This is a genomic window from uncultured Tateyamaria sp. (assembly GCF_947488715.1).
Classification (GTDB): domain Bacteria; phylum Pseudomonadota; class Alphaproteobacteria; order Rhodobacterales; family Rhodobacteraceae; genus Tateyamaria.
In genome coordinates, this window is sequence record NZ_CANLAG010000002.1 from 415,745 (window position 1) to 429,414 (window position 13,670).

Genomic DNA, 13,670 nt, shown 5'->3' on the forward strand with positions numbered 1-13,670 from the left:
GGTTTCTGCCGGATCAGCCCGCGTTGAGGATGCGCGCGGCGGCGGGGGCGAAATAGGTGAGGATGCCGTCACAGCCCGCGCGTTTGAAGGCCATCAGGCTTTCCATCATCACGCGGTTCTCGTCGACCCAGCCATTTGCGCCTGCGGCCTTGATCATCGCGTATTCGCCCGACACCTGATAGGCGAAGGTCGGCGCGCCGAATTCGGTTTTCACGCGGCGGCAGATGTCGAGATAGGGCAGGCCGGGTTTGACCATGACCATGTCGGCACCCTCGGCCAGGTCGCGTTCGATCAGGCGCATGGCCTCGTCCGAGTTGCCGGGGTCCATCTGGTAGGTCTTTTTGTCGCCGGTCAGCGCGCCGGACGCGCCCACCGCGTCGCGGAACGGGCCATAGAAGGCAGAGGCGTATTTGGCAGCGTAACTGAGGATCATCACGTTTTGATGTCCCGCGCCTTCAAGGGCAGAACGGATTGCGCCGATGCGGCCATCCATCATGTCGGAGGGGCCGATGATGTCTGCACCCGCCTCGGCCTGCGACAGCGCCATCTTGACCAGCGCTTCGACCGTGCGGTCGTTCACGATCTCGCCATCCTCGACAAAGCCGTCATGGCCGTTGATGTTGTAGGTGTCGAGCGCCACATCGGTCATGACCGCAATCTCGGGCACCGCGTCCTTGATCGCGCGGATGGCGCGGTTGGCGTGGTTGTCGGGGTCCCACGCACCGGCGCAATCCTCGGTCCGTTCCTCGATCCCGGTATAGGGAAAGATGCAGATCGCCGGGATGCCCAGATCGGCGGCCTCGCGCGCGGCGTCCACCACTTTGTCCACTGACCGGCGCATGACACCGGGCATGGAGGGGATCGGTTCTTCGATGCCCTCGCCGGAGCGGACAAAGACGGGCCAGATGAAGTCGTCGACCGTCAACGTGTTTTGCCGCACAAGCCCGCGAATGGCGGCGCTTTGGCGGGTGCGGCGGAGACGGGTGGCGGGATAGGGGCTTTGGGTTGGGCGCATGCAGGTGTCCAGTTTGAGTGACAGTTTATCCGTGCCACGTATTTTTGCGCTTGCCAAGTCTAGGCACCGCCCTTTGCGCGCGCTAAGAGGGGCATCAATCACGACGGGAACCGCGCCAAGCGCGGACAGCAGGGCACCCATTGGACTGGCACGAAACCATCTTTGAACTGATCGACATGCGCTCGTTCTCGAACCTGTGGTTCTGGATTGCGCTGGCGGTCGTATGGTCAACGGCCAGCCACTGGGTGCTGGGCGTGCCCTATGACATGGTGGCGCGTGCGCGGCGCAATGGTGGTCAGACGGCCGAAGATCTCGAAGATCTGGTGCGGATCAACACGAACCGGCTGCTGTTCATCGGCAACGTGTCTGGCCTGTGGGTGCTGGGGTTCACCTGTTTCATCCTAACCGGGCTTGCGCTTTTGGGTTTTGTCTACGGGGTGGAATTTGCGCAGGCGGTGTTCCTGCTTGGTGCGCCTATGTCGCTGGTGGGGGCGCTGAACCTGTCCACCGCGCGGCTGATCCAGTCGGAGGAGGCCACGGGCGAGCAGCTGTGGCGGCGGCTAACGCGGCACCGCACCTATGTGCAGGCCATCGGGATGGTTGCGATTTTCGCCACGGCCCTGTGGGGGATGTACCAAAACATGTCCGTTGGCCCCTTCGGCGGTTGACAGGGCGCGGGATTGCCCCAATTGAAGGCGCCTGTTTCACGAAGGCCCGTTGCGCATGAATCCGTCCGATCACATCACAGTCTCAGGCGCGCCCGAGGGGTTTGACGCCAAGCTGATCTTGGGCGAGGTCGCGGCCCGCGGCCCGGTTGTACATGTGGCGCGCGATGACAAGCGGCTGGCGGCGATGCAGGCCGCGTTGCGGTTCTTTGCCCCCGACATGCCGGTTCTGGTGTTTCCGGGCTGGGATTGCCTGCCTTATGACCGGGTGTCGCCCAATGCCGATATCTCGGCCCAGCGGATGGCGACGCTGGCGGCGCTGGCGCATGGGATGCCAGAGCGGTTTATCCTGCTGACCACGTTGAATGCCGCGACCCAGCGGGTGCCTGCGCGCGGGCTGTTGAAAGAGGCGGCATTCACTGCGCGCGTGGGCAGCCGCGTGGACGAGGCCGGCCTGCGGCAGTTCCTTGTGCGCATGGGGTTCGTGCAAAGCCCCACGGTGATGGAACCCGGGGATTATGCCATTCGCGGCGGTATCATCGATATCTATCCGCCCGGCGATCTGGGGCCTGTGCGGCTGGATCTGTTTGGCGATGTTCTGGACGGGGCGCGCCGGTTTGATCCAGTGACGCAGCGCACCACGGAAAAGCTGGATGTGATCGAGCTGGCCCCGGTGTCCGAGGTCATTCTGGACGAGGCGGCAGTGACGCGGTTTCGCCAGTCCTACCGGCTGGAATTTGGTGCGGCTGGCACGGATGATCCCCTGTACGAGGCGATCAGCGCGGGGCGCAAGCATCAGGGGGCGGAGCATTGGCTGGCCTTTTTCCACGACGAGATGGACACGCTTTTTGACTATGTGCCGGGGGCGGTGATCACACTGGACGATCAGGTGACGCCCAGCCGGTTGGCGCGCTGGGAGAGCATCGAGGACCAGTACGAGACGCGGCGGTTGGCGATGGCGAACCGGTCCAAGATGGACAGTGTCTACAAGCCTGCGCCACCGGGTGGGCTTTATCTGGATGATGCGGCGTGGGAGACGGCGGTGGCCGGGTTCCGGGTCCTGCAGTTTGCGGCACTGGCGCAGGCGACGGGACCTGGTGTCACAGATGCGGGCGGGCGGATCGGGCGCAATTTCGCGCCGGAGCGTCAACAGGAATCCATCAGCCTTTTCGGGTCTTTGGCGGCGCATATTAAGGCAAAGCTTGATGTGGGGCCGGTGGTTGTCGCCAGCTATTCTGAGGGTGCGCGCGAGCGGTTGACCGGGCTGATCGAGGACGAGGGGCTGGCGGAGGTCATCCCCATCACCGACGCCACGCGGATCGGCAAACGGGGGCTGCACCTGACCGTCTGGGCGCTGGAACACGGGTTCGAGGCGCCGGGCCTCACGGTGATTTCCGAGCAGGATGTGCTGGGCGATCGGCTGATCCGTGCGCCCAAGCGCAAGCGGCGGGCGGAGAATTTCCTGACCGAGACGCAGTCGCTGTCGCCCGGCGATCTGGTGGTGCATGTGGATCACGGGATTGGCCGCTATACAGGCATGGAGGTGGTGACGGCTGCCGGGGCTGCGCATGAATGTCTGCTGCTGGAATATGCAGAGCGGTCCAAGCTGTATCTGCCCGTTGAGAACATCGAACTACTGTCGAAATACGGCCACGAAGAGGGGCTGCTGGACAAGCTTGGCGGCGGCGCGTGGCAGGCCAAGAAGGCCAAGCTGAAAGAGCGCATCCGCGAAATGGCGGATCGTTTGATCCGCATTGCTGCCGAACGGGCTTTGCGTAAGGCCCCGATCCTTGAGCCACCCCCCGGCATGTGGGACGCGTTTTCGGCGCGCTTCCCTTATCAGGAGACGGACGATCAGTTGACGGCGATTGCCGCTGTGATTGACGATCTGACCAGCGGCTCGCCGATGGATCGGTTGATCTGTGGGGATGTCGGTTTTGGCAAGACCGAGGTGGCGATGCGCGCGGCCTTTGTCGCGGCCATGACGGGCGTGCAGGTGGCGGTGATTGCACCCACGACGCTGCTGGCGCGGCAACACTACAAGTCTTTTGCCGAGCGGTTCAGGGGCTTTCCCATCGAAGTGCGGCAGCTCAGCCGCTTTGTCAGTGCGAAGGACGCCAACGACACCCGCGCGGGCATGTCCAAGGGTACGGCGGATATTGTGGTGGGCACGCATGCGCTGCTGGCCAAGGGCGTGCGGTTCCAGAACCTGGGCCTGTTGGTCATTGATGAGGAACAGAAGTTCGGCGTGACCCACAAGGAGCGGCTGAAACAGTTGCGCAGTGACGTGCATGTGCTGACCCTGACGGCGACGCCCATTCCGCGAACGCTGCAACTGAGCCTGACGGGCGTGCGCGATCTGTCGATCATTGGCACGCCGCCGGTCGACCGGCTGGCGATCCGGACCTATGTTTCCGAGTTCGATGCAGTCACGATCCGCGAGGCGCTTTTGCGTGAACACTATCGCGGCGGGCAGTCGTTCTATGTTGTGCCGCGCATCTCGGATCTGCGCGAGATCGAGGAGTTCCTGAAAGAGCAGTTGCCCGAGCTGACCTATGTGGTGGCGCATGGGCAGATGGCCGCCGGAGAGCTCGATGACCGGATGAACGCGTTTTACGACGGCAAGTACGATGTGCTGCTGGCGACGACGATTGTGGAATCGGGCCTCGATATCCCCACCGCGAACACGATGGTGGTGCACCGGGCGGATATGTTCGGTCTGGCGCAGCTTTACCAGATCCGGGGGCGTGTAGGCCGGTCCAAGACGCGGGCCTATGCCTATCTGACCACCAAGCCGCGCGCTAAGCTGACCGCCACCGCGGAGAAACGGCTGCGCGTGCTAGGCAGCCTCGACACCTTGGGGGCGGGGTTCACGCTGGCGTCGCAAGACCTGGATATTCGCGGGGCGGGCAACCTCTTGGGCGAGGAACAGTCGGGCCAGATGCGCGATGTGGGCTTTGAGTTATACCAATCAATGCTCGAAGAGGCGATTGCCAAGATCAAATCCGGCCAGATGGAAGGGTTGATGGAGGATGACGGACAGTGGGCGCCGCAGATCAATCTGGGCGTGCCGGTGCTGATCCCCGAAGACTACGTGCCCGATCTGGATGTGCGGCTGGGCCTCTATCGCCGCCTGTCGGGCCTGTCGACGAAGGTCGAGTTGGAAGGGTTCGCGGCCGAATTGATCGACCGGTTTGGCAAGTTGCCGCGCGAGGTGAACACGCTGATGCTGGTGGTGCGGATCAAGGCCATGTGCAAGCGGGCCGGGATTGCCAAGCTGGACGGCGGGCCAAAAGGCGCGGTGATCCAGTTCCACAACGACAAATTCGCCTCGCCTCAAGGTCTGGTCGAGTTCATTCAGGATCAGCGCGGGCTGGCCAAGGTCAAGGACAACAAGATCGTGGTGCGGCGCGATTGGGTCAAAGACGCGGACAAGATCAAGGGTGCCTTTGCTATCGCACGCGATCTGGCTGAAAAGGTGATTGCCCAGAAGAAGAAAGCCAAGGCGGGCTAGGCCGCAGCGACCTCGGCCCGGCGCATCATCTGCATCATCACCGACGCGAGCAAGCAGGCGATAAGCACGGTTGCGACCAGTGGCATGGGTGTGCCGTCAAAGAGCGTGGCGATGGGCGATGCGAGGGCTGCGCCCAACACGGTTGAAACTGCCCCGATCACCGACGCGGCCATGCCCGCGATGTGTCCCATCGGCTCCATCGCGATGGCGTTGAGGTTGGCGACAGTCAGCCCACCCTGAAACATCACGCCCCACTGCCAGAAGATGTAAAAAGCAAAGAGCCCCGGCAGGTCTGCCATCATCCACAGCACAAAGGTCGTTGAGACGACCAACTGCGCCAGCAGCGCCCACGTCACCAGCCGCCGCATCCCGAACCGGCCCACAATGGCGGCATTGAGCAGGCTAGACACGCCCGAAGCCAGCGCGATGGCCCCGAACCAAAGTGGAAAGCTCTCTGCGCGATCAAAGGATACCTCGAAAATCGGTTGCACCATGGTGAGGATCGAAAAGAGGATCATCAGCATCAGCGTCTGCACCATGATCGACAGGCGGACCGTTGGATGCGCAAACATCTGGCGCACCGCGTCGGCCATCAAGCCAACCCGCAGCGGTCGACGGTCGGCGAGGGCAAGGGTTTCGGACATGCGGGTGCCGAACCAGACAAAGATCATCGCGCCAAAGATCAAAAAGGCCGGAAAGATCGCCCGCCACCCAAAGGCATCCGTGATTAGCGCCCCGATGAGCGGGGCAATCGCGGGCACAAGCAAAAAGACCATCATCGTGAGCGACAGAATGCTTGCCATGGCCCGGCCGACATAGAGATCGCGGATGATCGCCGCAGACACCACACGCGGACCCGCAGCGCCAAGCCCTTGAAGAACGCGCGCGGCCAGCACCAACTCGAGGCTGGGTGCCACCCATGCGAGGACTGCGCCAACAGCATAGACGGCCAGGCCGACATAGACCACGGGCTTGCGCCCATAGGCGTCCGAGATCGGCCCGGTAAAGAACGTGCCCACCCCCATGCCAATCAGAAACGCCGTCATGATCCACGCGGCTTGATCCACACCGCCCGGCGCAATGTCCGCCGCAATCGCGGGCAGGGCAGCCAGCATCGCGTCGATGGAAAACGCGATTGTCGCGAACATCATCGCCATCAGGGCGATAAATTCCGGCTTGCTGACGTGTTGCCCCTTGGCTTGGGTCACGGGTGGGTCCTTGGATCGATCTGACGCTTTTCAACGTCACATTGGCGGTGCTTTCCGCGAATGACAACGACCCTCGGTTGAAAAAGTGACCACCTGCTTAAAAATGTGATCGCGCGGGCGCGGTATCAGGCAGCGCCTTGGCCCAGCTCATCGATGACACGCGCCCAAAGCTCGGGCGGCTGTGCGCCGGGGACGGCATGTTTGCCCGCGACGATGAACGTTGGAACCGAATTGACACCCATCTGGCGGCTGTGGGCATCCCGTGCGGCGATGTCATCGCGGTCGGCATCGCTGGACAGCAACTTGCGCACCACGGCGGCGTCCATTTCGATACCGTCTGCGATATCCGCCAGAACATCGTGATCGCCAATGTCGCGGGTTTCGACAAAATAGGCTTTGAACAGCGAGGACACGGCGGCGGTCTGCTTGCCTTCGATACCGGCCCAGTGGATCAGACGGTGGGCGTCGAGCGTGTTGGGGGTGCGTTTCATCCCTTCGAAGTCGATCTTGAGCCCGGCCTGTTCCGCGTGTTCGACCGCGGGCGCATAGGCGCGCACGGCACCTTCCTTGCCGCCGAACTTACCTTCGAGATAGGCGCGGCGGTCCATGCCGCCTGCGGGCATGTCGGGGTTCAGCTGGAACGGGTGCCATTCGATCACGAAGGGGTGGTCGGGGTGGGCGGCCAGCGCGCGGTCAAGGTGCGCCTTGCCAATATAGCACCAAGGGCAGATCGGATCGGACATGATGTCGAGTTTGATGGGGTCGGTCATTTGCCTGTGCTTTCTTTTTCAGTGTGGCCGCGTCGCGGGCCAGAATTGCGGCAAGCGCCGACGCAGCAATTTTCCGTTTGCGCCCAGCGGCATCTGCGGAATGTGGACGTAGGCGCGGGGCTGTTTGTAGCGTGCCAGTTGTGGTTCGACATAAGCCTGCAGAGTTGCATCGTCCAGTGGGGCGGGTCCGGTATAAAAGGCGGCGATGATGCGGGTGCCGGGTTTGACCTCGATCTGGGTGACGCCGGCCTGGTGTATGCCCGGCGCGCCGGCCAGTGCCGCTTCGACCTCGAGGGGGGAGACGCGGTAGCCGCCCGCGTTCATCATGTCGTCGTTGCGGCCCAGGTATGTGATCTGGCCCGTGGCGTCCATGGCGCCGATGTCGCCGGTCATGAACCAGTCGCCCCGGAACCGTTCGGCTGTGGCGTCAGGCTGGTGCAGATAACCGCGCATGAGGCCGGGATCGGCGCGGTCGATGGCGATCACGCCGGGGGTGTCGTGCGGCACCGGACCATCATCGCCGATGATGGCCACCTTGCGCCCCGGTTGGGGGCGGCCCAGCGTGTTCGGGTCACAAGGCGCGGAGGGGCTGGCCGAAATGAAGGTCGAACATTCCGACATCCCGTAGGCCTCGAACACTGGCGTATCGGTGGCCGCCATCCAATCGGTTTGGGTGTCGCGCGACAGCTTTTCGCCCGCACTCAGCCCATGGCGCAGATGGGGCAGGGGCGGCAGTGTGCTGCGGGCCAGCATCTGGCGGTACACACCGGGGGCCGCGGCAAAGATCGTGGCGCGATGTGTCTGTAGCAGCGCGCCCAACTGGCTTGGGTCTGTGCCGGGTGTGGGGATCAATGCGGTGGCCCCAAGCGTCCACGGATCCATCAACCCGGTGCCCATCGTGTAGGTCCAATTGAACGCACCGGCGTGCAAAAGCCGGTCCTGTGACGTCAGCCCGTACCAACCATCATGCATCATCTGGCGCGCCCAGATCGCACGATGCCCATGCGCCACAGCGCGCGGCGTGCCGGAGGTGCCGGATGTGTAGATGATGTATCCCAACTGGTCGGCGTCCCCCATGTGCCAGTCTGCGGGGGGTGTCGCACGCATGGCGCGCAAGGTGGCCAGCCCAATCTCCGGCGCGCCGGGGGCAGAGGGGACATCTGCATCGCGCAGGATCAAACGGGGCGACAGTTCGGTCACGATCCGCTGCACTTCGGGTGTGGTCAGGGCGGCGGAGGTCGGCACAGGCACCAGACCCACACCAATGGCCGCCAGATAAGCGATGGGAAAGTCGATGGTATTGCCCAGCCGCATGAGGATGATGTCGCCGGGCACGCACCCGGCCTGCAACAGGGCGGCGCCGGTGCCACGTACGGCGCGGATCAGCGCGTCATAGGTCCAGTCTTCGGATGCGCTGCCCGGCCCAATGATCGACACGGCCACCTTGGACGGATTGGCCTGTCCGGCGGCCAGCACATGTGCGGCCATGTTGAACGGATCAGGGCAGGGGGCGGCAGGTCCTGTGTCGTGAATGCTGAACATATAGGGTGGCTATGCCGCATGTCGCGGCGTTGCAAGCGGGACGGCGCGGAATTATACAGGTCGTCATGCAAGGCAAAGACCCCAAATCCCTCATCGAGATCGCCCGTGCCACTGGCAATGCGGATACCGCAGAGCCGCTGGATCTGGGCGCGCGGGTGCGCGAGCTGCGCAAGGCGCGCGACTGGACACTAGAGCAAGCGGCGGGACAGGCAGGGCTGGCCCGGTCGACCCTGTCCAAGATCGAGAACGGGCAGATGTCGCCGACCTATGAAGCGCTCAAGAAGCTGGCGGTGGGTCTCGAAATCTCGGTGCCGCAGTTGTTCACGCCACCGGAAAAGGGCCAGATCAACGGCCGTATGGTGGTGACGAAGTCGGGTGAGGGCAACGCGCAGGCCACCGTGACCTATGAGCACGAGTTGCTGGCCGAGGCGCTGACCAAAAAGACGATGTTGCCCTACCGTGCGCGCGTGCGGGCGCGGTCCATGGACGAATTCGACGGCTGGGTCCGCCATGACGGCGAAGAGTTTCTGTACGTGCTGACGGGTGTTGTTCGGCTGTTCACCGAGTTTTACGAACCCATTGAGATGCGGCGCGGCGACAGCGCCTATTACGACGCGACCATGGGCCACAACGTCGTGTCGGTCAGTGACGAAGACGCGCTGATCCTGTGGGTGACGTCGCTGGCCTGATCTCTCAGGCGGGGTTCAGCACCTTTGACATCGAACTGAGGTAGGCGTCGAACGCCTCTTGCGCTTCTTTCAACGTCATTTCGTGGGTTGCAGCCAGATAGCTTTCAAAGCGGTCTTGATCCGCTTTGAGAAACGGCATGGCGCTGGGTTCGAGGCGCGGAAATTCTTGGCACAAGGCGCGATAGCTCGCTGCCCAGTTCTGGGTCAGGTCGTTCCAGGTCATGTCGTCCCCCATCAGGTTTATACGCCCCGGTCAGGGCAATCTGGACGTCGCCATTCCACTGCGCACGTCGGACATCCACCACGCGGCAGACAATATTACAAACCGGTGACAGATCAACAGTTTATCTGAAAAGTTTCTGCAATGCGGCGTGAGCGATAACTGTTGCGCCGAGTTGGCACAGGATAAACGCCGCGATGTGACCGGGGTAAATGCCTGCAAACGTGTCAGAAAATCCCCGTGCGATGGTAACGGCGGGGTTGGCGAAACTGGTGGAGGATGTGAACCAATAGGCACCGGTGATGTAGAGGGCCACGAGTGTCGGCACAACCTCTGGTCGAGATTTGAGGCCGCCAAAGATCACAAAGAGCAGTCCAAAGGTCGCCACGACCTCGGACCACCACTGGGCAAGGCCGGTGCGGTGTAGGGTGGCAGAGGTTTGCAGGATCGGTTGATCAAACATGGCATGGGTGGCCCAGACCCCCAAGATACCCCCTGCAATCTGCACGCAGACATAGGCCAGCGCCATGCGAGGAGCTATGTCCCCCCGCAGCCAGAACGCCAGTGTCACCGCCGGGTTAAAATGCGCGCCCGAGATCGGCCCCAGCACGGTGATGATGACGTAGAGCATACAGCCCGTCGCAATGGCGTTGGCCAACAGCGCTATGGCCACATTTCCATCTGCGAGGGTCTCGCCCATGATGCCAGAGCCGATCACGCCAATTAGCAACAGCGCGGTTCCCAGCCCTTCGGCTGCCAGTTTCTGCAACATGATACGTGCGTTCCGTTGAGGTTACTGCTGGTACCACCAGAATTGCGGCATCCAGTCCGGCCCATCACCGTAGATCGGAATCACCTCCGGGTGCTTCATTTCCGAGATGTGCGCCACGCGGCCCGTGGTGAATTGCCAGAACGGAACGACATAGCGACCCGCGGTCAACAGACGGTCCAGCGCGCGCGTGGCGGCGATGCTGCCCTCGCGCGTGGTTGCCGTGAGCATCGCGGTGATCATCGCATCAATCGCTGGTTCCTGAACGCCCATGAGGTTGGCGGTGCCGTCTTGCGTGGCGGCGTTGGAGCCCCAGTAGAACCATTGTTCATTTCCGGGGCTGAGGGACAGGGCGCGACGGTGATAGGTCATGTCGAAATCATAGGTGTTTTCGCGCGCGGTGAACTGGGCGCCATCCACCAGATCAATAGTGACGTCAATGCCAAGCTGTTCCAGCGCCTGCATATACAGGTTGGCAATCGCGCGGTCTTCGGTCCGTTGTTGTTCGAGCAGGATGGTAAAGGTGAGCGCCTTGCCATCTGCGTCACGCATCTTGCCGTCCTGAGTGGTCCAGCCTGCCTCTTCCAAAAGGCCAATCGCCCGTCGCAGGCCCGAACGGTTGCGCAGGGTGCCGTCGCTTTGCGGCAGGGCGTAGCCGTCGATCACGCCGGGCAGGAGGGTGTCAGCAAACGGTGCCAGCAGGTCGGCAACTGCACCCGTGGCTGGGCCGGGCTGCATCGCAAGCGGCGAGTTGGAGAAATAGGATGTGATCCGCGGCTGCGCACCTCCGGTCAGTGTGTCGTTGATATATTCAAAGTTGAAGGCCGTGATCAGCGCCTCGCGCACGCGCCAGTCGTCAAAGGGCGCGCGCCGGGTGTTCATCACAAAGCCGGTGATGCCCGATGGTTTCTGGTGGGCGATCTCGGTTTTGACGATCGCGCCGGATTGCACACGTGGAAAGCTGTACTGGTTGGCCCATATGTCGGCATTGAACTCGCGGATGGCTGAAACCTCGCCCGCCTTGAACGCCTCGAACACCACATCCTGATCGCCGTAAAAATCGATGGTGATCTGGTCAAAGTTGAACGTGCCACGCATGAAATTCAGGTCCGCACCCCAATAGTCGGGGTTGCGGGTCAGAACGACACTGCGTGAGGCCTCAAAGTCGGAAACCACGTAGGCACCCGAACCGATAGGCACATCGTTGATGGTGGCGGCGGCGAAATCCTGACCTTCCCATTGGGCTTTTTGCAGGATGGGGCGCATGCCGGCCAACAGGGCCAGTTCGCGATTTTCAGTGTTGAAGGTGAACTTGATGCTGCGCGGGCCGGTCTGTTCCAACGTCTCGATCTGCGACCACAGGCTGCGGTAGCGCCCGTGACCCTGGGTGCCCAGCGTCTCATAGGACCAAATGACGTCTTCGACCGTGACGGGGCTGCCGTCAGAGAATCGGGCCTCGGGGCGGAGGGTGAATTCGACCCAGGATCGGTCCTCGGGGACATCAATCGATTCGGCCAGCAGCCCATATAGCGCGAAAGGCTCGCTGCGATTGCGGCCCATCAGACTTTCATGGGTCAGAAATCTGAGCTGCCAGGGCACGTTCCCTTTCTGGATGTAGGGATTGAGCGAATCAAAGCTGCCGGTATTGGCCAAAGTGATGGCGCCGCCCTTGGGTGCGTCGGGATTCGCGTGTGGAAGAGACACAAAATCCGGTGGCAGTTGAGGCGCGCCGTACATAGCTATGCCATGCATTGGCTCTGCTTGTGGTTGTACGGGTGCTGCAAAAACCGTACCAAGAATCACGCTCGCGGCGGCAAATTTTGCCCATCGAGTACGGAAATAATCCTGCGCCATTTCGTAAACAATCCCTGTTTGCCCTTGTTTTGTTAACAATAGCGGGACGCAGACCTTTACGCATTATCAAACTTTTAGCTTGGACTCTGCGCGCGGCTTTGCGTATAACGTCCGTACTGCTCGATAGGTTTCTTGCCTGTATGAAACCTGCCTCAATAACTTAACGCCAGCTTCGTGCTGGCGTTTTTTTTTGGTCTTTCCCCTTGAAGGTGCAGTCCCGAACGGCGCTGAATAGTGTTCGTTGAACGGTTAGGAACGGGTGCCAGTATGACGTCAATCACACCAATCGAAGACGGGTTTCTGCTTGTGCAGGACTCATTGACCGAAGGCTACAACACGTTCAGCCTTGCCGTGACAGGTGTTGGGTTAACCCTGTCCCCGGCAGGTGGTTTCGGCGGTGGGCTTGTTACCGGTTACACGTTTTCCATCGACTGGTCCCCCGAGGCGGAGGCGCTGGGTCTTGAGGACGAGACCCTTATCACTGCGACGTCCATATCCAGCCCGGCCGAGGGGTTTGCCGCAACTGCCGAAGACTTAGACACGCTGTTCACGTCGATGACCCTCGTTTACGTCTTTGCTCTGGGCGAAGTCGCCGGCCCCTACGACAGTTTTGGCGGTCTGGTGATCGACGGCGCGGACAAGGCGGATATCGTCGGATCAGGGCTGAATGACATCGTGCAGGTTCTGGGCGATGGCGCGGTGGTCCGCACCGGCAACGGCAATGATGTAGCACTCGCCGCGGAGGGTGCAGGCAGCGTGACCTTTGTCATGGGTGCCGGTGATGACCGGGCCGAAGGCAGTGCAGCACGTGACGGCATCGCGGGGGGTACGGGCAATGATACCCTGTCTGGTTTTGGTGGCAACGACCGGCTGAATGGCGGTGGTGGTGACGACCATGTCTTTGGCGGCGCGGGGGCAGACATTCTGCTAGGCGGCGCAGGCGACGATGTGCTGCTGGGCGGTGCGAGCCATGACCGTCTGGATGGTGGCGACGGGGACGACGTGTTGCGCGGGGATGCGGGCCTTGCACGGCTGACAGGCGGGGCCGGTCAGGATGCGTTTGTGTTTGTGCTGAACGAGGCCATGGCCACGCCTGACACAGCGACGCGCGCGGTCATCCTCGACTTCGAACAGGACACCGACATGCTTTGGTTTGGTCCAACCGACAATGCCACCTACACGGCCCAAGAGGCGTTTGATCTGTTTTCGGAACATGCGACGCAGCGGGGCGCGCATGTTGTTGTAGATGCCGAGGGCTTGCGCCTTGTGATCGCCAACGCCGATCTGGACGCCTTTGACGTGACTGATTTTGTGGATGGCACGGCGGGTGTCAGCATTTTTGCATGGGCTGATACGCTGGCGTGATGGCCCTTTCGCAGGTGCAGCATTTTGCGTAGATTGCGACCAACGCAAGAGGAGACGCA

General features: G+C 62.0%; 11 protein-coding genes. 4 read left to right on the top strand and 7 right to left on the bottom strand.

What is annotated here, in order from left to right:
• Positions 1 to 13 precede the first annotated feature (13 nt).
• On the bottom strand, positions 14 to 1,015 hold the full coding sequence (gene hemB / locus Q0936_RS06355; protein ID WP_299296061.1) for a porphobilinogen synthase: 1,002 nt from the start codon (positions 1,013 to 1,015) through the stop codon (positions 14 to 16).
• A 140-nt stretch (positions 1,016 to 1,155) separates the two neighbouring features.
• Here hemB and Q0936_RS06360 point away from each other — a divergent pair, with 140 nt between their 5' ends.
• Together Q0936_RS06360 and mfd are read left to right on the top strand one after the other, a co-directional pair.
• Positions 1,156 to 1,683 carry a component of SufBCD complex gene (locus tag Q0936_RS06360; RefSeq protein ID WP_299296063.1) on the top strand — a complete coding sequence of 176 codons (528 nt, stop codon included), beginning with the start codon at positions 1,156 to 1,158 and terminating at the stop codon, positions 1,681 to 1,683.
• 55 nt (positions 1,684 to 1,738) lie between these two features.
• Entirely contained in the window at positions 1,739 to 5,194 is a 3,456-nt protein-coding gene (gene mfd, locus Q0936_RS06365; RefSeq protein WP_299296065.1) for a transcription-repair coupling factor, read from the top strand.
• Here the strand turns inward: mfd and Q0936_RS06370 are convergent.
• From Q0936_RS06370 to Q0936_RS06380, 3 genes are all read right to left on the bottom strand, one after another.
• Positions 5,191 to 6,402, bottom strand: a complete 1,212-nt coding sequence (locus Q0936_RS06370) for an MFS transporter (protein WP_299296067.1) — start codon at positions 6,400 to 6,402, stop codon at positions 5,191 to 5,193. The genes mfd and Q0936_RS06370 overlap by 4 nt on opposite strands.
• A gap of 125 nt (positions 6,403 to 6,527) precedes the next feature.
• Entirely contained in the window at positions 6,528 to 7,172 is a 645-nt protein-coding gene (locus Q0936_RS06375; RefSeq protein ID WP_299296070.1) for a DsbA family oxidoreductase, read from the bottom strand.
• Between the two features lie 18 nt (positions 7,173 to 7,190).
• Entirely contained in the window at positions 7,191 to 8,714 is a 1,524-nt protein-coding gene (locus Q0936_RS06380; RefSeq protein WP_299296073.1) for a class I adenylate-forming enzyme family protein, read from the bottom strand.
• 65 nt (positions 8,715 to 8,779) lie between these two features.
• On the opposite strand from Q0936_RS06380, the gene Q0936_RS06385 reads away from it, so the two are divergent.
• Complete coding sequence (locus tag Q0936_RS06385; protein ID WP_299141013.1) at positions 8,780 to 9,403, top strand: XRE family transcriptional regulator; 624 nt, start codon at positions 8,780 to 8,782, stop codon at positions 9,401 to 9,403.
• A gap of 4 nt (positions 9,404 to 9,407) precedes the next feature.
• Here the strand turns inward: Q0936_RS06385 and Q0936_RS06390 are convergent, their stop codons facing one another.
• From Q0936_RS06390 to Q0936_RS06400, 3 genes are all read right to left on the bottom strand, one after another.
• Positions 9,408 to 9,626 (bottom strand): hypothetical protein, encoded by a 219-nt coding sequence (locus Q0936_RS06390; RefSeq protein WP_299141015.1) that lies wholly within the window; start codon positions 9,624 to 9,626, stop codon positions 9,408 to 9,410.
• Between the two features lie 121 nt (positions 9,627 to 9,747).
• The gene (locus Q0936_RS06395) at positions 9,748 to 10,398 is read right to left on the bottom strand and encodes an MIP/aquaporin family protein (RefSeq protein WP_299141249.1); all 651 of its coding nucleotides are present in this window, start codon (positions 10,396 to 10,398) and stop codon (positions 9,748 to 9,750) included.
• 18 nt (positions 10,399 to 10,416) lie between these two features.
• Complete coding sequence (locus Q0936_RS06400) at positions 10,417 to 12,129, bottom strand: extracellular solute-binding protein (RefSeq protein WP_299296077.1); 1,713 nt, start codon at positions 12,127 to 12,129, stop codon at positions 10,417 to 10,419.
• Positions 12,130 to 12,513: 384 nt separating this feature from the next.
• Here Q0936_RS06400 and Q0936_RS06405 point away from each other — a divergent pair, with 384 nt between their 5' ends.
• Positions 12,514 to 13,611 (top strand): calcium-binding protein, encoded by a 1,098-nt coding sequence (locus tag Q0936_RS06405; RefSeq protein WP_299294816.1) that lies wholly within the window; start codon positions 12,514 to 12,516, stop codon positions 13,609 to 13,611.
• Positions 13,612 to 13,670 lie beyond the last annotated feature (59 nt).

Coding starts and splice junctions, on each gene's coding strand:
- hemB (WP_299296061.1), bottom strand. CDS start 1,015: ATGCGCCCAACCCAAAGCCCCTATCCCGCCACCCGTCTCCGCCGCACC.
- mfd (WP_299296065.1), top strand. CDS start 1,739: ATGAATCCGTCCGATCACATCACAGTCTCAGGCGCGCCCGAGGGGTTT.
- Q0936_RS06375 (WP_299296070.1), bottom strand. CDS start 7,172: ATGACCGACCCCATCAAACTCGACATCATGTCCGATCCGATCTGCCCT.
- Q0936_RS06380 (WP_299296073.1), bottom strand. CDS start 8,714: ATGTTCAGCATTCACGACACAGGACCTGCCGCCCCCTGCCCTGATCCG.
- Q0936_RS06385 (WP_299141013.1), top strand. CDS start 8,780: ATGCAAGGCAAAGACCCCAAATCCCTCATCGAGATCGCCCGTGCCACT.
- Q0936_RS06390 (WP_299141015.1), bottom strand. CDS start 9,626: ATGACCTGGAACGACCTGACCCAGAACTGGGCAGCGAGCTATCGCGCC.
- Q0936_RS06400 (WP_299296077.1), bottom strand. CDS start 12,129: ATGTACGGCGCGCCTCAACTGCCACCGGATTTTGTGTCTCTTCCACAC.
- Q0936_RS06405 (WP_299294816.1), top strand. CDS start 12,514: ATGACGTCAATCACACCAATCGAAGACGGGTTTCTGCTTGTGCAGGAC.